General features: G+C 73.1%; 17 protein-coding genes. 8 read left to right on the top strand and 9 right to left on the bottom strand.

The features are described 5' to 3' along the window. Positions 1–21: 21 nt before the first annotated feature. Positions 22–609, bottom strand: a complete 588-nt coding sequence (locus ACH4D3_RS07510; RefSeq protein WP_398317591.1) for a TetR family transcriptional regulator — start codon at positions 607–609, stop codon at positions 22–24. A 190-nt stretch (positions 610–799) separates the two neighbouring features. Between ACH4D3_RS07510 and ACH4D3_RS07505 the strand changes: the two genes are divergently transcribed. Both ACH4D3_RS07505 and pepN read left to right on the top strand, forming a co-directional pair. Continuing rightward, complete coding sequence (locus tag ACH4D3_RS07505) at positions 800–2,017, top strand: IS701 family transposase (protein ID WP_398317588.1); 1,218 nt, start codon at positions 800–802, stop codon at positions 2,015–2,017. A 106-nt stretch (positions 2,018–2,123) separates the two neighbouring features. After that, a complete protein-coding gene (gene pepN / locus ACH4D3_RS07500; RefSeq protein ID WP_398317585.1) occupies positions 2,124–4,697 on the top strand; it encodes an aminopeptidase N in 2,574 nt (857 codons plus the stop codon). A 64-nt stretch (positions 4,698–4,761) separates the two neighbouring features. On the opposite strand, the gene ACH4D3_RS07495 is transcribed toward pepN, so the two are convergent. After that, positions 4,762–5,712: an EamA family transporter gene (locus tag ACH4D3_RS07495; RefSeq protein WP_398317582.1), complete on the bottom strand. Its 951-nt coding sequence runs from the start codon at positions 5,710–5,712 to the stop codon at positions 4,762–4,764. A 131-nt stretch (positions 5,713–5,843) separates the two neighbouring features. Here ACH4D3_RS07495 and ACH4D3_RS07490 point away from each other — a divergent pair, with 131 nt between their 5' ends. Then, complete coding sequence (locus tag ACH4D3_RS07490) at positions 5,844–6,362, top strand: MarR family winged helix-turn-helix transcriptional regulator (RefSeq protein WP_398317579.1); 519 nt, start codon at positions 5,844–5,846, stop codon at positions 6,360–6,362. Between the two features lie 63 nt (positions 6,363–6,425). Here ACH4D3_RS07490 and ACH4D3_RS07485 read toward each other — a convergent pair whose 3' ends face one another. After that, on the bottom strand, positions 6,426–7,946 hold the full coding sequence (locus tag ACH4D3_RS07485; protein ID WP_398317576.1) for an FAD-dependent monooxygenase: 1,521 nt from the start codon (positions 7,944–7,946) through the stop codon (positions 6,426–6,428). Between the two features lie 129 nt (positions 7,947–8,075). Here ACH4D3_RS07485 and ACH4D3_RS07480 point away from each other — a divergent pair, with 129 nt between their 5' ends. Further along, complete coding sequence (locus tag ACH4D3_RS07480; protein ID WP_398317573.1) at positions 8,076–8,633, top strand: TetR family transcriptional regulator; 558 nt, start codon at positions 8,076–8,078, stop codon at positions 8,631–8,633. 111 nt (positions 8,634–8,744) lie between these two features. On the opposite strand, the gene ACH4D3_RS07475 is transcribed toward ACH4D3_RS07480, so the two are convergent. The 3 genes from ACH4D3_RS07475 to ACH4D3_RS07465 form a co-directional block, all read right to left on the bottom strand. Continuing rightward, the gene (locus ACH4D3_RS07475; protein WP_398317570.1) at positions 8,745–9,032 is read right to left on the bottom strand and encodes a hypothetical protein; all 288 of its coding nucleotides are present in this window, start codon (positions 9,030–9,032) and stop codon (positions 8,745–8,747) included. A gap of 72 nt (positions 9,033–9,104) precedes the next feature. Then, on the bottom strand, positions 9,105–11,207 hold the full coding sequence (gene malQ, locus ACH4D3_RS07470; RefSeq protein WP_398317567.1) for a 4-alpha-glucanotransferase: 2,103 nt from the start codon (positions 11,205–11,207) through the stop codon (positions 9,105–9,107). A gap of 9 nt (positions 11,208–11,216) precedes the next feature. After that, the gene (locus ACH4D3_RS07465) at positions 11,217–11,528 is read right to left on the bottom strand and encodes a hypothetical protein (protein ID WP_061444727.1); all 312 of its coding nucleotides are present in this window, start codon (positions 11,526–11,528) and stop codon (positions 11,217–11,219) included. Positions 11,529–11,840: 312 nt separating this feature from the next. Here ACH4D3_RS07465 and ACH4D3_RS07460 point away from each other — a divergent pair, with 312 nt between their 5' ends. Continuing rightward, on the top strand, positions 11,841–12,497 hold the full coding sequence (locus tag ACH4D3_RS07460; protein ID WP_398317564.1) for a class I SAM-dependent methyltransferase: 657 nt from the start codon (positions 11,841–11,843) through the stop codon (positions 12,495–12,497). Here the strand turns inward: ACH4D3_RS07460 and ACH4D3_RS07455 are convergent. Together ACH4D3_RS07455 and ACH4D3_RS07450 are read right to left on the bottom strand one after the other, a co-directional pair. Next, positions 12,470–12,682: a DUF397 domain-containing protein gene (locus ACH4D3_RS07455; RefSeq protein ID WP_398317561.1), complete on the bottom strand. Its 213-nt coding sequence runs from the start codon at positions 12,680–12,682 to the stop codon at positions 12,470–12,472. The two genes, ACH4D3_RS07460 and ACH4D3_RS07455, sit on opposite strands and share 28 nt — an antisense overlap. After that, the gene (locus ACH4D3_RS07450; RefSeq protein ID WP_398317558.1) at positions 12,682–13,566 is read right to left on the bottom strand and encodes a helix-turn-helix domain-containing protein; all 885 of its coding nucleotides are present in this window, start codon (positions 13,564–13,566) and stop codon (positions 12,682–12,684) included. Before ACH4D3_RS07450 ends, ACH4D3_RS07455 begins: the two co-directional genes overlap by 1 nt. Positions 13,567–13,722: 156 nt before the next feature. Here ACH4D3_RS07450 and ACH4D3_RS07445 point away from each other — a divergent pair, with 156 nt between their 5' ends. Next, positions 13,723–14,172, top strand: a complete 450-nt coding sequence (locus tag ACH4D3_RS07445; protein WP_398317555.1) for an ATP-binding protein — start codon at positions 13,723–13,725, stop codon at positions 14,170–14,172. Next, positions 14,169–14,681: a Uma2 family endonuclease gene (locus tag ACH4D3_RS07440; RefSeq protein WP_398317552.1), complete on the top strand. Its 513-nt coding sequence runs from the start codon at positions 14,169–14,171 to the stop codon at positions 14,679–14,681. Before ACH4D3_RS07445 ends, ACH4D3_RS07440 begins: the two co-directional genes overlap by 4 nt. Positions 14,682–14,724: 43 nt before the next feature. Here ACH4D3_RS07440 and ACH4D3_RS07435 read toward each other — a convergent pair whose 3' ends face one another. Beyond that, entirely contained in the window at positions 14,725–15,261 is a 537-nt protein-coding gene (locus tag ACH4D3_RS07435; protein WP_061444733.1) for an HNH endonuclease, read from the bottom strand. A 256-nt stretch (positions 15,262–15,517) separates the two neighbouring features. Between ACH4D3_RS07435 and ACH4D3_RS07430 the strand changes: the two genes are divergently transcribed. Then, positions 15,518–16,702, top strand: a complete 1,185-nt coding sequence (locus ACH4D3_RS07430; protein WP_398318914.1) for a mechanosensitive ion channel family protein — start codon at positions 15,518–15,520, stop codon at positions 16,700–16,702. The last annotated feature ends 49 nt before the right edge of the window (positions 16,703–16,751 follow it).

The following is a 16,751-nucleotide window of genomic DNA, read 5'->3' as shown; positions in this document are numbered from 1 at the left end:
GGGGCGCCGCCCGCCGTGCCGTCAGCGGCGGGCGACGCTCACCCCGTGCAGGACCAGGTCCCAGAAGTCCGCCGCCGAGGCCGTCCCGGTGCGCGGCTCGCCGAGTATCCGCCCGGCCCGCTCCCAACTGCCCTCGACCAGCCTGGCGATCAGGGACGCCGCGGTCTCGGGCCGCACACCGGGCCGCAGCTCGCCCGCCGTTCCGGCCCGTTCCAGCAGGGTTCGCAGCGCGAGCGACCAGATCCGGGCCTGCGCGCTGTCGGCCGTTCCGTCCGGACCGTCGCGCTCCAGCCGGGCCGCCGCCCGGACCACCACGTCGTCGTTCAGCAGCCGGACCAGGCCGGCCGTCAGGTCCGCGAGAACCCTCAGCGGGGTGCCGGTGTCGCTCAGCGCCCCCCACACCACCGGTTCGACGATCTCGCGCCCCGCGGCCCGCACCGCGTCGGCCAGTGCCCGTTTCGTGGGGAAGTGAAAGGTCAACGCCCCCATCGAACTGTTCGCGCCCTTGCTGATGCGGGAGAGCGAGGCTCCTTCGTAGCCGTGCCGGTCGAAGTCCTCCGCCGCCGCGTGGATCAGTGCTCGCTGCGTCAGCGCAGCCCTCTGCTGCATGGAATGTTCCGCCTTCCGGTGCCGTCGTCGCCAGCCGACGACGGACGTCCCCCTTCTGACATTCCCCTGGTGACGCCCTGAAGGAGGGCCGGACTCGCCAAAGTAGTCGAGACTGGGCCCGAAACAAAGCAAACGTTCTTTATGCTTCTTGCAAGCCTGGACGGGACCACACCGCAAGGAGGGGGACGGGGTGTCCACGATTCAAGAAGCACGGCGGAACCCGACGGCACGAGGATGGCTGGACGGAGCCACGGCGCTCACCGAGTTCAGCCGGCGGCTGTTCGGGCACCTGCCCCGGGCCGACCAGCAGCGCTGGGGGCACCTGTACCTCCAGGGGCTGCTGGACACCCCGGGCAAGAAGTCGGTGCGGCGCATGGCGGAGGCGGTGGCCGCCTCTCCGACGGCACACCAGTCGCTCCAGCAGTTCGTCAGCGCGAGCCCCTGGGACTGGGAGATTCCTCGCGGCGAGTTGCTGCGCTGGGCGGCGGGACGGCTGAGCACCCGCGCCTGGACCCTCGCACCGGCCGTGCTGCCCAAGCGGGGCGACCACTCGGTCGGCGTGCACCGCCGCTTCGTGCGCGAGCAGGGCCGCACCCTCAACTGCCAGCTCGGCCTGGCGGTCCTCCTCTCCGCCGCCGACGTACACGTCCCCGTCGACTGGCGCCTGCACCTGCCCGAGCGCTGGGCGGGCGACCGGGCCGTCCGCAGCCGGGCACGCGTCCCGGAGGCGACCCGCCCGCAACCGCTGTGGGCCCAGGCGCTGGAACTCGTCGAGACGCTGGCCGCACGGCCCGGTGCCGTCCCCGCCCCGGTCGTCGCCGACCTGACCGCCCTGATGGACATCCGCCCGCTGGTCGAGCGACTGTCCGGGCACGGACACGGCTTCCTGCTCGGCGTCGACGGCCATCTGCCGCTGGCCGTCGGGCGCCATGCCCCCCGGGCCCTGCACGAACCCGCCGCCCCGGTCTCCGCCCGCCAGCTGCTGCTCCAGGGCGGCATCCGCCATCCGGACGTGGCCCTGACGGCCGGGCCGGACGGGCACCCCCGGCGCCTGCACGTCGTCTCGAGCCCGGCCGAGATACCCGCCCTGCGGCCCGACGGCAGCCGGGTCTCCTCCCCGGGCCGGGTCTTCGCCGAGTGGGACGCCACCCACCGCAGGCTGGGCCGGATCTGGCTGACCAATCTGGCCCAGCGCAGGATGAGCGAGCTGCTGAGCCTCGCCGACGCGTCCGCCGGCGCCCGCGCGACGATCGGCACCCTCGGCGAGCACTACGGCCTCCTCGACTTCGAGGGCCGGTCCTTTCCGGGCTGGCACCGCCACACGACGCTGGTGGCGGCCGCGTACGCCTACGCCCTGCTCTCGGGAGCACCGGCCGCGGCGGCCACGGCCCCCCTGGCGGCGGCCTGAGCCCGGGCGGCCGGGGGTTCGCGGCACGGCATCCGGGCCGGGCATCGTGGGACGCCGCACACCGTGGAAGGATGGCGCAACCCACACATAACGAGGAGATGACCGCGTGCCTGGCACAAACCTGACTCGCGAAGAGGCGCGGCAGCGGGCGACGCTGCTGACCGTTGACTCGTACGAGATCGATCTCGACCTCACCGGCGCGCAGGAGGGCGGGACCTACCGGTCCGTGACCACGGTGCGCTTCGACGTCGCGGAGGGCGGCGGCGATTCCTTCATCGACCTGGTCGCGCCGGCGGTCCACGAGGTGACGCTGAACGGCGACGCCCTCGACGCCGCCGAGGTGTTCCAGGACTCCCGGATCGCGCTGCCGGGCCTGCTGCCGGGGCGCAACATCCTGCGCGTGGCCGCCGACTGCGCGTACACCAACACCGGCGAGGGCCTGCACCGGTTCGTCGACCCGGTGGACGACCAGGCGTACCTGTACACGCAGTTCGAGGTGCCGGACGCGCGCCGAGTCTTCGCGAGCTTCGAGCAGCCGGACCTGAAGGCGACGTTCCAGTTCACCGTGAAGGCCCCCGAGGGCTGGACGGTCATCTCCAACTCGCCGACGCCCGAGCCGAAGGACAACGTCTGGGAGTTCGAGCCGACGCCGCGCATCTCGTCGTACATCACGGCGCTGATCGTCGGCCCGTACCACTCGGTGCACAGCGTGTACGAGAAGGACGGCCAGTCCGTCCCGCTCGGCATCTACTGCCGCCCCTCGCTGGCCGAGCACCTGGACGCGGACGCGATCTTCGAGGTCACCCGGCAGGGCTTCGACTGGTTCCAGGAGAAGTTCGACTACCGGTACCCGTTCAAGAAGTACGACCAGCTCTTCGTGCCGGAGTTCAACGCGGGCGCGATGGAGAACGCGGGCGCGGTGACCATCCGCGACCAGTACGTGTTCCGCTCCAAGGTGACGGACGCCGCGTACGAGGTGCGGGCGGCGACGATCCTGCACGAGCTGGCGCACATGTGGTTCGGCGACCTGGTCACCATGGAGTGGTGGAACGACCTGTGGCTGAACGAGTCGTTCGCCACCTACGCCGAGGCCGCCTGCCAGGCCGACGCGCCGGGCTCGAAGTGGCCGCACTCGTGGACCACGTTCGCCAACCAGATGAAGACCTGGGCGTACCGGCAGGACCAGCTGCCGTCCACGCACCCGATCATGGCGGACATCAGCGACCTGGACGACGTGCTCGTCAACTTCGACGGCATCACGTACGCCAAGGGCGCCAGCGTCCTCAAGCAGCTCGTCGCCTACGTCGGTGAGGACGCGTTCTTCCGGGGCGTGCAGGCGTACTTCAAGCGGCACGCGTTCGGCAACACCCGCCTGTCCGACCTGCTGGGCGCGCTGGAGGAGACCTCGGGGCGCGACCTGAAGGCCTGGTCGAAGGCGTGGCTGGAGACGGCCGGCATCAACGTGCTGCGCCCGGAGATCGAGACCGACGCCGAGGGTGTCATCACCTCCTTCGCCGTCCGCCAGGAGGCCCCGGCGCTGCCCGCCGGTGCCAAGGGCGAGCCCACCCTGCGCCCGCACCGCATCGCGATCGGCGCCTACGACCTCGACGGCGACGGCAAGCTGGTGCGCGGCGAGCGCGTCGAGCTGGACGTGGACGGCGAGCTGACGGCCGTGCCGCAGCTCGTGGGCAAGCCCCGCCCGGCGGTGCTGCTCCTGAACGACGACGACCTGTCGTACGCCAAGGTCCGCCTGGACGAGCAGTCGCTCGCCGTGGTCACCGAGCACCTGGGCGACTTCACGGAGTCCCTCCCCCGCGCCCTGTGCTGGGCGTCGGCGTGGGACATGACCCGGGACGCGGAGCTGGCGACCCGGGACTACCTGTCGCTGGTGCTGTCCGGCATCGGCAAGGAGTCCGACATCGGTGTCGTGCAGTCGCTGCACCGCCAGGTGAAGCTGGCCGTCGACCAGTACGCCGCCCCGACCGCCCGGGAGGCGCTGCTCACCCGCTGGACCGAGGCCACGCTGGCCCACCTGCGGGCCGCCGAGGCGGGCAGCGACCACCAGCTGGCGTGGGCGCGGGCGTTCGCGGCGACGGCGCGGACGCCGGAGCAGCTGGACCTGCTGGACGCGCTGCTGGACGGCACGCAGACGGTCGAGGGCCTGGCCGTCGACACCGAGCTGCGCTGGGCGTTCGTGCAGCGGCTCGCGGCCGTGGGCCGGTTCGGCGGTTCGGAGATCCAGAGCGAGTACGAGCGGGACAAGACCGCCGCCGGTGAGCGCCACGCGGCCACCGCGCGGGCGGCCCGCCCGACCGAGGCGGCCAAGGCGGAGGCCTGGGAGTCGGTCGTCGACTCCGACAAGCTGCCGAACGCCGTTCAGGAGGCGGTCATCGCCGGCTTCGTCCAGACCGACCAGCGCGAGCTGCTTGCGGCGTACACGGAGCGGTACTTCGAGGCGCTGAAGGACGTCTGGGCGTCCCGTTCGCACGAGATGGCCCAGCAGATCGCGGTCGGCCTGTACCCGGCGGTGCAGGTGTCGCGGGAGACCCTGGACCGCACGGACGCGTGGCTGGCCTCCGCCGAGCCGAACGCGGCCCTGCGGCGCCTGGTCTCGGAGTCCCGCTCCGGCGTCGAGCGTGCGCTGAAGGCCCAGGCGGCGGACGCGGCGGCGGCCGAGTAGGCGGTCGGTACGTACGAGGGGGCGCCCGGCGCACGTGTCGCGCCGGGCGTCCCCTTCCCCGTTGCTACCGGTCGGCGGGTGCGGCCGGGGGCCCGGCCGGGCGGCGGGGTGCGGAGACCGCCCTGAGGCCGGGACCGCGCACCACCTCGACCGTGCTCGCACGCGGCACCCTCTGCCCCGCGAGGGTCGCCCCGAACGCCAGCGCCATCCCCGCCAGTTGCACCGGGCCGAGCCCCTCGCCGAGCGCCGCCCAGCCGATCACGGCGGCGGTCAGCGGTGAGAGCGGGCCGAGGAAGGTGACCTGGGTGGCGGAGAGCCGGCCGATGCCCCGGAACCAGAGCCAGTACGCCAGCGCCGTGTTGGCCAGCGCCAGGTAGAGGTAGCCGCCGACCGCCGGGCCGTCCAGGGCGGGCGGGCCACCCTCGACCAGCAGGGCGAGCGGTGCCAGGAGCAGGCCGCCCGCGGTCAGCTGCCAGCCGGTGAGGGCGAGCGGGCCGACGCCGTCGGGGCGGCCCCAGCGCCCCGCGAGCACGGTGCCGGTGGACATGGACGCGGTGGCGGCGAGGGCCGCCAGTACGCCGAGCGCGTCCAGTCCCCCGGCCGCCTCCAGCACCACCAGGCTGACGCCGGACGCGGCGACGACGCCGGTGAGCACGGACCGGGTGGTGGGCCGCTGCCCGAGCACAAGGGCCGAGAGACCGACGACGAGGAGCGGACCGACCGAGCCGACGACGGCGGCCATTCCGCCGGGCATCCGGTAGGCGGCGAGGAACAGCAGCGGGAAGAAGGCCCCGATGTTGAGCACGCCCAGCACCGCCGCCTTCCCCCACCAGGCGCCGCGCGGCAGCACCCGGGCGAGGGCGAGCAGCAGCAGCCCGGCCGGCAGGGCGCGCATCAGCCCGGTGAACAGGGGCCGGTCCGGCGGCAGGAACTCGCTGGTCACCGCGTAGGTCGTACCCCAGGAGACGGGAGCGAGGGCGGTGAGCGCGACGAGGGCGGGGCGGGTGGCGGGCATGAGGGCATCCTTCGCGGGGATCGAGGCAGGCTCGGCGATCGGAAAGCTCAGTAGCCACTAGCTTACTTCTAAGCTAGTTTCCGTCAAGCCACTTTCTTGCGGCCGAGCGGACCGGCCCCGATACTCGTCGCATGACTGAACGCCCCCCGCAGCCCGGACCGCGCAAGGACCCCGTCGACGTGATCATCGACCAGTGGGCGGCGGTCCGGCCCGACCTGGACACGGCCGCCATGGAGGTCTTCGGCCGGGTCTTCCGGCTGGCGCGCGCGATGGGCGACCGGATGGAGAAGGCGTACGCGCGCTTCGGCATCTCGCGCGGGGAGTTCGACGCCCTGGCCACCCTGCGCCGCTCCGGGGAGCCGTACACGCTCTCGCCGCGGCAGCTGTCGGCCACGCTGATGCTGACCACCGGCGGCATGACCGGCCGGCTGGACAAGCTGGAGCGGGCGGGCCTGCTGCGCCGCTCCCCCGACCCGCACGACCGCCGGGGACTCCAGGTCACCCTCACCGAACGGGGCCTCGAACTGATCGACGAGGCGGTCGGCGCGGGTCTGGACGCCCAGACCGAGGCGCTGGCCGCCCTCGACGCGGAACGGGCCGGCCAGCTGGCCGACCTGCTGCGGGACCTCCTCGCCGGCACCGAGAGGTAGGCGAAAGGCGCGGGCGAGGGGCGCAGGCGAGGGCGCAGGCGAGACGCGCCGCGGCGGCCCGCCTCAGCCCACGTGCGCGGCGAGCGCCGCCCGCGTCCGGGCCGCGTCCGCGTCGTCCGCCGCCCAGGCGACGTGACCGTCGGGCCGCACCAGCACGGTCGTACGGCGTCCGCTCGCCCAGTGCGCCACCGTCAGCCGGTCCTCGCGGCCAAGGGCGGCGCCGTACTCCTCCGCGTCCGGGGTGACGAGGACGAACCGGCCGCCGCGCAGCGCCTCGTACAGCCGGCCGCCGCCCGCGAGGGCCACGTCGGGCACCCGGGTGCCGGTGAGCCGGTGGGACCCGCGGGGCGCGGGGTAGCGGAACCCGACGCCGGTGATGTGGCCGGTCGCCCGGCGGCGGAGCGGGCCCACGTGGTCGAGGACGGCGGTGAGGGCCGCCCGCAACGCCAGCGTCCAGGGGCGCTTGGCCATGGCGAGCCGGACGATGCCGCCACTGCTGCGCAGCACCGACCTGCCCACGGGGTGCCGTTCGGACTGGTAGGTGTCCAGCAGCTCGGGCCCGGCGTGCCCGTGCAGGACGGCCGCCAGCTTCCAGCTCAGGTTCGCCGCGTCCTGGAGGCCGGTGTTCATGCCCTGGCCGCCCGCCGGGGTGTGCACGTGCGCGGCGTCGCCGGCCAGGAAGACGCGGCCCACCCGGTAGGCGGGCGCCTGCCGTTCGTCGCTGTGGAAGCGGGACAGCCAGCGGGCGTCGTGCATCCCGAAGTCCCGGCCGAGGGCGAGGCGGGTGATCTCCTTGACCTCGTCGAGGTGGAGGGGCTCGCTGTCGGGGACGTTCCGGCCGCGGTGCCAGCCGATCACGCGGTGGTACCCGTCGCCGAACGGCGCGAGGAACGCGAAGGCGTCCCCGACGGCGTTGACGCTCAGCAGCGTCTCCGGCTGCTCGGCGAGGCGCACGTCGGCGAGGACGACGGAACGGATGGCCGATCGCCCGGGGAAGGGCAGGCCGACCGCCTCGCGCACGGTGCTGTGCATGCCGTCGGCGCCGACGACGTAGGCCGCCCGCAGTGTTTCCGTCTCCCCGCCGGGACCGCGGACCTCGACGGTCACGGCGTCCTCCGCGCCGCTCTTCGCCGGTTCCTGGCGCACGCCGACCGTCTCGGTCTCGTGGCGGAACTCCACCCCGGCCGCCACCGCCCGCCGCTCCAGCACCTTCTCGACCTCGTACTGCGGGAGGACCAGGAGGTGGCGGAAGCGGGAGGGCAGGTCGGCGAGGTCGACGGTGAGGCGGCCGAAGAGGCGAAGGCGGTCCAGCGGGCGGCCGACGGCCTCCACCTCGTCGGACAGGCCGCGGGCGTCGAAGTGTTCGAGGGTGCGGGCGTGCAGGACGAAGGCGCGGGAGAGGTTGCTGATCCGGCGCGGGCGCTTCTCCACGAGGGTGACGGGGATGCCTGCGGCGGCGAGGTCACCGGCCAGCAGCAGGCCGGTGGGGCCCGAGCCGACGACGATCACGGGACCGGGGCGGGGGCGGGGGCTGGGGTTGGGGCGGGGGCTGGGGCTGGGGTTCGCGTGCCGGGTGCCGTTCATCTGGGCCTCCTTGCGATGCCAACGCTTGTTTGCCAACAACGGTTTGCCAACGCTTGTTGTCACCGTAGGACTGTCCCGGACCGAAGTCAACACTTGTTGGCCTACAGGTGTTGGCCTACGCTTGTGGGCATGCCTTCCAGTCGCTCCGAGAGCACCCGCGCGGCAATCCTCGACGCGGCACGCGAACGCTTCGCCGCCGACGGCTACGAACGGGCCACCATCCGCGCCATCGCCCGGGACGCGAGCATCGACCCGTCGATGGTGATGCGCTACTACGGCAACAAGGAGGGCCTGTTCGCGGCGGCCATGACGGTCGACCTCGCGCTGCCCGATCTGACCGGACTGCCGCGCGAGGACGTCGGGCGGGCCCTGGTGTCCCACTTCCTCGCCAGGTGGGAGGAGGACGAGGTGCTCACCGCGCTGCTCCGGGTCGGGGTCACCAACCAGGCGGGGGCGGAGCGCATGCGGGGCATCTTCCGCGACCAGTTCCTGCCGGTCGCACAGCGCGTGTGCCCGGACCCCGAACAGGCCCCCGCACGGGCCGCGCTCGTCGCGACACAGGTACTCGGGCTGGCGCTCACCCGGTACGTACTGCGCTTCCCGCCGACCGCGGCGCTCCACCGCGACGAGGTCGTGGCCTGGCTGGCGCCCACGCTCCAGCGCTACCTGACGGCGCCGAGCCCCTGAGCGCCGCGGAAACGCCGAAGGGCGCCGTCCCCGTCCGCGTACGGCTGGCGCGCGTACGTGCGGTGGGGGCGGCGCCCTCGGTGAGACTGGGGCGGGCGGCCGGGCGTCGGGTCAGGCCTTCGCGGCGACCTTGGCCTTGGCCTTGTTCTTGGCACCGGGAGCCGAGACCCGGTGGTCCGGGTGGGACCGGTCCAGGACCATGATCAGGCCCGCGATGATCGCGAACAGGGCGATCGGGGCCAGGACGTAGAGACCCAGCGTCTCGACGACGCTCAGGCCGGTGCCGGGGTCGTCGCCGTCGTCGCGCGTCAGCGCGAGCGCGGGGGACGACATGAGCAGCATCATCAGCGTCGTACCGGCTGCCAGGGCGCCGGCGCGCAGGGCGTTCTTCTTGTCCACGGTGCCAAGTTAGCGAACCGTCCGGGCGGCCGCGCGCCCGGGGTGCCCGTACGGGGTCCGGGGCCGCCCCGGTCAGCGGCTCGCGGCCGCGCGCACGGCGTCGATCAGGGCGTGCAGCCGGGGCGAGGCGGCCAGGTCCTCCAGCGTCACCGGGCGGCCCTGGGCGTCGGCGACCGGCAGTCGCCAGTTCGGGTACTGGTCCCAGGTGCCGGGCAGGTTCTGCGGGCGCCGGTCGCCCACGGCGTCCGGGAGCCAGACGCCGACCATGCGGGCGGGGGTGCGCAGCAGGAAGCGGTGCACGGCCTGGATCTCCGCCTCCTCGGCGGGCGTTCCGGTGTCGCCGCCGGTGCCGCGCAGCAGCCCGAGCCGGGCCAGGACCTCCAGCCATTCGGCGGTGTCCGCGGCGGCCTCGGCGCGTTCCTCCTCCAGCGGGCGGGTGAGCAGGCCGAGCCGGTCGCGGAGTTCGACGTGCTCGCCGGTGAGGCGGGCGGCGGTGGACGGCAGGTCGTGCGTGGTGGCGGTGGCCAGGCAGTCGGCGCGCCATCGCTCGGGCGGCAGGGGGCGGCCGTCGCCGGTCCAGTCCCGTTCGAACCACAGCACCGAGGTGCCCAGCACCCCGCGCTCGCGCAGCGCCTCGCGCACCCCGGGCTCCACGGTGCCCAGGTCCTCGCCGATGACGACGGCACCGGCCCGGTGGGCCTCCAGGACGAGGACGGCGAGCATGGCCTCGGCGTCGTAGTGCACGTAGGTGCCCTCGGTGGGCGGCCGCCCTTCGGGCACCCACCAGAGCCGGAACAGGCCCATGACGTGGTCGACGCGCAGCGCCCCGGCGTACCGGAACAGGCCGCGCAACAGCTCCCGGAAGGGCGCGTACCCGGACCCGGCCAGGCGGTCCGGGCGCCAGGGCGGCAGACCCCAGTCCTGGCCGCGGGAGTTGAAGGCGTCCGGCGGCGCTCCCACCGACATCCCGGCGGCGAAGTACTCCTGCTGGGCCCAGGAGTCGGCGCCGCGCGGGTGCACGCCGACGGCGAGGTCGTGGACGATCCCGACCGGCATGCCGGCCTCGCGGGCGGTGCGCTGGGCGGCGGTGAGCTGGTTGTCGGTGAGCCAGGTGAGCCGGGAGTGGAAGTCGACGCGGTCCATCAGCTCGCCGCGGGCCCGGTCGGTGTCGGCCGAGCGGGGGTCGCGCAGGCCCTCGGGCCAGCGGTGCCAGTCGGAGCCGTGGACCTCGGCGAGCGCGCACCAGGTGGCGTGGTCCTCCAGGGCGGTGCCCTGTGCGGCGAGGTAGTCGCAGTAGGCGGCGCGGCGGCCCGGGCCGAGGGGGACCTCGTGGAGCAGTTCGAGCGCGTCGCGCTTCAGCTCCCACACGGCGTCCCGGTCGATCAGCGCGTCCTTCTCCAGGACGCCCTCGCGCAGCCGACCGGCCCGCTCCCGCAGGGCCCGGGCGCGCTCGGGATCGGCGACGTACGCGTACTCGGGCACGTCCTCGATCCGCAGGTGCACCGGGTCGGGGAAGCGTCGCGAGGACGGCCGGTACGGGGAGGGGTCGGTGGGGGCGCCCGGTACCGCCGCGTGCAACGGGTTGACCTGCACGAACCCGGCACCGAGGGCGCGTCCGGCCCAGTCGGCGAGTTCCCCGAGGTCGCCGAGGTCGCCCATGCCCCAGGAGCGGCGGGAGAGGAGGGAGTAGAGCTGGACGAGAAGCCCGTGGCAGCGCGCGGCGGGGCTGGGCAGCCGGGCGGGCGCGACGATCAGGTGGGCGTCGGCGGTGCGCCCGTCGGGCGCGCTGGCGGTCAGCCGGTGGACCCCGTGCGCAAGCCCCTCGACTCCGTCGCGGCGCTCGCCTCGCTCGGTCTCGACGCGCAGCCGGGTGCCCGCGGGCAGGGCCGCCAGGGCGGCCGGGGTGCCGCCGCCGTCCCAGCGGACGACGGTGGGAGGCAGCAGCCGTTCGCGCAGCTCGGTCTCCCGGGCGGCGAGCGCGGCCCGTACGGCCCCGGGGGTGCGCGTGTCCACGCCGAGGGCGGCCAGCGCGAGGGAGACGGCGGTGGCCGTGGCCGGGACGGTGCGGTCCGGGGAGGGGCGGTAGGAGGTGGCGACGCCGTGCAGGGCGGCGAGCCTGGTCAGATCCTCGGGAAGGTCCTCGGCGGGGGGCTCGGCCGGCTGCGCTGCGGGCATCTGCTTCCTCTACGACCTCGTGGGTTCCGGGACGGGGACGGCGAAGGAGGGGCCGCCCTGCTCCGGCACGTCGGCCGTGAGTTCGGGCGAGGACTCGCTGGTCAGCGGCACGGCGTCGGCGAACGGCGACTCGCTGGTCAGGGGCTCGGCGTCGGGCAGCGGCGGTTCGCTGGTCAGCGGGGTCTCGGCGCAGCTGCCGGTGGCGCCGAAGACGCAGTAGTGCGGGGTCTCGGAGGCGGCGGAGGGCTCCGCCCAGGGGGTGGACGGCTCCGCCACGGGTTTGGAGGGGGCCGGCAGCAGAAGGGGCGCCAGTGCAGCCACGGGGGTCTCCTTTGGATCAGGCTCTGGGTCGGACGGTGGAACGGGCCCGCCATCGGGCCCCGGGTCGGGCGTTGTGTCGAGCACGCTTGTGGCGAGTTACGGCAGCCCCTACCCAGTCCCCGCGAGGACAGACGCCCCAATACCGCCAACGTGGCCCTGGTCACACCCACCCCCTCCCGAACACGTACATACCCAGCCAAAAAAACACGTAACCCGGGCAGGGATCACCCAAACCGGTCACCGGGCCAGGCCACGTACGCGTACTCACAGTCTCGGGAACTGTGACCCCGGGACGAATCGTCGAAGGAACACATGACGTCACTGCCGCACCGGCTCCTCCAGGCGCTCGACCGGTTCAACACCACTCACCCCTGGGACCACAACGCCCACTACCACCCCTGGATCCTGCGGCAGCTCCCCCGCCGGTTCGGCAGCGCGCTGGACGTCGGTTCCGGCACCGGCGACCTGGCCCGCCTGCTCGCCACCCGGTCCGACACCGTGCACGGCGTCGACTCCGACCCCGTGATCGTCTCGCGGGCACGCAGGCTGACCCCGGAGGCGACGGCGGCGTCCTTCACCGTCGCGGACGCCCCGACGGAGCTCCCCGCCGGACCCCACGACGTCATCACCTGCGTCGCCGCCATTCACCACCTACCGTTCACCGAGGCCCTGGACACCTTCCGCAGGCACCTCGCTCCCGGAGGCACCCTGGTCCTCGTCGGCCTCTACCGGCCGCAGACCGCCACGGACCACCTGCTGAGCGCGGCCGCCGCCCTCCCGAACGCCGCCACCGGATGGCTCAAGAACAGAGGCCGGAGCGCCGCCCCACCCACCTCGATGACCGCCCGGACCCGCCCCGCCGACATGCCGTTCGCCCACATCGCCGAGGCGGCCCGCACGGTGCTGCCCGGCGCCCGGCTGCGCCGTCGCCTCTTCTGGCGCTACACACTCACGTGGCGCCGCCCCTGAGCGGCCTGCCGGCCCAACTCCCCCGCGAATCTCGCCCACGCCTGCGGCGCGAGCCGGAGTATCGGCCCGTCGGCAGCGCCCTTGGAGTCGCGGACGGCCACGGTCCCGATGACGTTCAAGGCCACCTCGACACATTCGCCGCTTCCGCTGCTGTGGCTGGACTTCACGAAATCGAAGCCGTTCATCAATGCATGTCCTCGCTGATGTTTTCGATCAGTCTGAGCGAGTCCTGGGGAGCCAGGCTCAGTCGTGCGGTGCGGTCGAAGAACGAACTGTACGTAGCGCTTTCGGCCTCGTCCTCGACCCACACGGTAGCCGCGATGGTGTCGACGTGGACCACGTCGACGGCCTCCGGCTCGACGAACGAGACGATGCTGAAGGCACCGGCCATACAAGCGTGTCCGCCCGCCCGGAACGGCAGTACCTGGAGTCGCACGTTGGGGAGTTGAGCCAGTTCCAGGATGCGGTGAAGCTGCGCGCGCATCACGTCGGGGCCGCCGACCTGCTGCCGTAGAGCGGCCTCCCAGACGACCGCGTAAAGCTGAAGGGGCCGGCTTCCCTCAAGACGTTCCTGCCGCTTCATCCGGACGTCGACGACGCCCTCGATCTCGTCCGGGTCCGTCCAGACCCCTTCACTGACCACCAAGGCCCGCGTGTACTCGGGCGTTTGGAGCAGCCCGGGCACGAATGCCTGCTGCCAAGTGCGCACCCCGCCGGCCACGTCTTCCATGGAGATGTACTCCGCCACTGCCTCGGCCTGCGGCGACTGTTTCCACCAGCCCTTCGCCTTACGGCGTTCCCGGTCCAGCCGAGCAAGGCCGAGCAGCCGGTTGACGGTCCGGCCTTCACGCACCCCGTAGAACTCACAGAGCGCGCGGATGTCCGGGTCCCGCATAGGTACCCAGCCACGCTCCATCTTCACGACCTTCGTCGCGGTTGCGGAGATGGCACCGGCCGCCTGCTGTTGCGTACGGCCCGACCCGTCACGCAGACGCAGCAGTTCGGCACCCAGCTTGCGGCCCAGAACCGTCGAAATCCGGTTTCCTGCGGCCAGAGTTGATCGCGTCACCCGCCACAGTGTGGCGTCGATCCCCCATCACGTCGAACTCTTGGGAATTAATTCCCTGAAGCGATTGCCCCCAGGAACTGCATCCCACTACTTTGAGTGCTCGGCCGCTCACTCTGCGGCCCATCCTTGGCTCCCCCTACCTGGAGGCACCGCCCCATGACAGAACCCGTGCCCTTGTCACCGCCCGCACCGCCCCTCCGTGAAGACCTGCTCGACTACACCCCCACCCAGCGCAGCGTCCCCCTCGCCCGGCGCAGAGCCGCACGGCTCGTCTCGGAGTGGGGGCAGCCGGGGATCGCAGGAGACGCCGCCCTGGTCGTGTCGGAGCTGATGACCAACGCCCTGCTGCACGGCAGCCTCCGGGGACGGCTCATCCGCGTACACGTCACCCTCGGTCACCGGATCCTCCGCGTGGAGGTGAGTGACCCGCGCGGCGAGCGGTTGCCGCGCCCACGCCCGCTCTCGGAGGCCGGTGAGCAGTTCGGGCGCGGGCTCTTACTGGTGGGAGCGCTGGCCACGCGGTGGGGCTGGGAGCCACGGAGCGTCGGCAAGACCGTGTACGCCGAGTGGGACCTGCCCACCGCCGCAGTGGTGGGAGCCACGTGAGGGAGGAGGCCCGGCTGGAGTTCCTCGGTGGACTCCTCGGCCGGAAGGTCTGGCCCGACGGATCCCGAGGACGCGTCATCCAGTGGCTCACGCGCACCTGCCTGTCACAGCGCCGCGAGCTGTGGCTCGACTCCCGGCAGGGACTGAGCGTCGGGCGCCACGGCGAGGGCCGCGCCCGCCCCGACGGTTCCCTGGTCCCCAGTCACGCCTTCGTCGGGGCGGGCGAATGGGCCGACCCCGCTCCCGTCCTCATGGTCGTCGAGGTCACCTCGTACGACTCGGACACCGACCGGCGTGACCGGGTCGCCAAGCCCCGGGCCTACGCCGAGACGGGGATCCCGGTGTACCTGCTCATCGACCGGGGCACCTGTGAGGTCAAGGTGCACAGCCGTCCGGACGGGGGACGGTACGAGACCGTGCAGACGCTGCCCTTCGGCAAGGAGGTCGCGCTGCCCGAGCCGGTCGGGATCGTCCTGGACACCGAGCCGTTGAAGAACTGGGTGCGCTGAGCCGGAGCAGGGGCCAAAGCCGGAGCAAGCGGAGGCCCGGACGTCAGGCGGAAATGCCGTCGATCCGGGCCATGGCGTCCTCCGCGCCGTACGGCTGCAAGTACGGCAACCAGCGCGGGTCCCGATGGCCGGTGCCGATGATGCGCCAGGCCAGACCGGTGGGCGGGGCGGGTTTGTGGCGCAGGCGCCAGCCCAGCTCGACCAGGTGGCGGTCGGCCTTGACGTGGTTGCAGCGGCGGCAGGACGCCACCACGTTGTCCCACGCGTGCAGGCCCCCGCGGCTGCGCGGGATGACGTGGTCGACGCTGGTGGCGACGGCGCCGCAGTACATGCACCGGCCCCCGTCGCGCGCGAACAGGGCGCGTCGGGTGAGCGGGACGGGGCCCCGGTAGGGCACCCGCACGAACCGCTTGAGCCGGACCACGCTGGGTGCGGGCACGGTGACGGTCGCGCTGTGCAGGTAGGCGCCGGACTCCTCGAGGCACACGGCCTTGTTCTCCAGGACGAGGACGAGCGCGCGGCGGAGCGGTACGACGCCGAGCGGCTCGTACGACGCGTTGAGGACCAGGACATGCGGCACGGGTGCCTCCTTGGGCGTCGGCGGCGCGTGGCTCGCGCCGGGACGATCTGGTTCAGTCTCCCCTCATGCCTGGTCGTAGCGCCACCATGTCCCGGTAACGGGCTGGGAGTGTTTTCGACCACACGGGGCCCGCGGTCCCGGGCGTGACCGGTTCAGGCGTGGGTGAGCAGTGTCTCGCCCGCCCGTTTCGGGCCGAACCGCGTCCGGTGCCCCGTTAGTGTGGTGCATCTGCCCGTCCGGTGACCTTTCCGTGACCTTGGACCGGACCTCGGACCGGACCGCGCAGGACGGGCCGCCGCATCTGGAGGTTTCCGCCGTGTCCCTGTCCGCCGCCGTCCTGCCCCTGCCGGCCGCCGGTTCGTCATCTGCTTCGTCCGCGTCGTCGCCCTCGCCGTCGCCGTCCCCGACGGCGCCGACCGTGCCCTCGCTGAAGGAGGCCCACGAGAGCGCGACCAACGCCGCGGGCTGGGTCGAGGAGAACTGGTCGACGTGGCTCGCGATCGGGCTGCGGGTACTGCTGATCGTGGTGATCGCGCTGGTGCTGCGCGCCGTGGTGCGGCGGGCGATCACCAAGCTCATAGAACGGATGAACCGCAGGACCGGCTCGTCGACCGGCACCGCGCTGAGCGGGCTGCTGGTCAACGCCGAGCGGCGCCGCCAGCGCTCCGAGGCGATCGGGTCCGTACTGCGCTCGGTGGCCAGCTTCCTCATCCTCGGCACCGCGGCCCTGATGGTGCTCGGCACCTTCCAGATCAACCTGGCCCCGCTGCTGGCCTCGGCCGGTGTCGCCGGTGTCGCGATCGGCTTCGGCGCCCGCAACCTGGTCACCGACTTCCTGTCCGGCGTCTTCATGATCCTGGAGGACCAGTACGGCGTCGGCGACAGCATCGACGCCGGGGTGGCCTCCGGCGAGGTGATCGAGGTCGGGCTGCGGGTGACCAAGCTGCGCGGCGTGGACGGCGAGATCTGGTACGTCCGCAACGGCGAGGTCAAGCGCATCGGCAACCTCTCCCAGGGCTGGTCCACGGCCGGGGTCGACGTCACCGTCCGCTCCGACGAGGACCTGGACAAGGTCAAGGAGACCCTCTCCGCGGTCGGCGAGCGGATGAGCAAGGAAGAGCCCTGGAACGAGATGCTCTGGGGGCCGATCGAGACCCTCGGGCTGGACTCCGTACTGCTGGACTCGATGGTGGTGCGGGTGTCCGCGAAGACCATGCCCGGCAAGTCCCTCACCGTCGAGCGTGAACTGCGCTGGCGGATCAAGCGGGCCTTCGACGCGGCCGGCATCGCGATCGTCGGCGGCGCCACCGTCCCGCTGGAGGGCGCTCCGGCCGCCGCCGACCCCGCGGCGGGCGTCGCCGCGCCGTCGGCGTACGCGAGCAGCGTGTCGCCGCAGTCCATCGCGGCGTCCCCCATTCCGCCGCCCAGCACCAGCAAGTAGCTCCCCGCCCGGTGCGCTTCCCGCCCCCGAGGTAACGACTGCGTTGCCT

Origin of the sequence: Streptomyces sp. NPDC018026, from assembly GCF_044327745.1 — a bacterium.
Taxonomy (GTDB): Bacteria; Actinomycetota; Actinomycetes; order Streptomycetales; family Streptomycetaceae; genus Streptomyces; species Streptomyces rubrogriseus.
The sequence above is the reverse complement of the archived record's forward strand: the minus strand, read 5'-3'. Positions and strand labels throughout refer to the sequence as shown.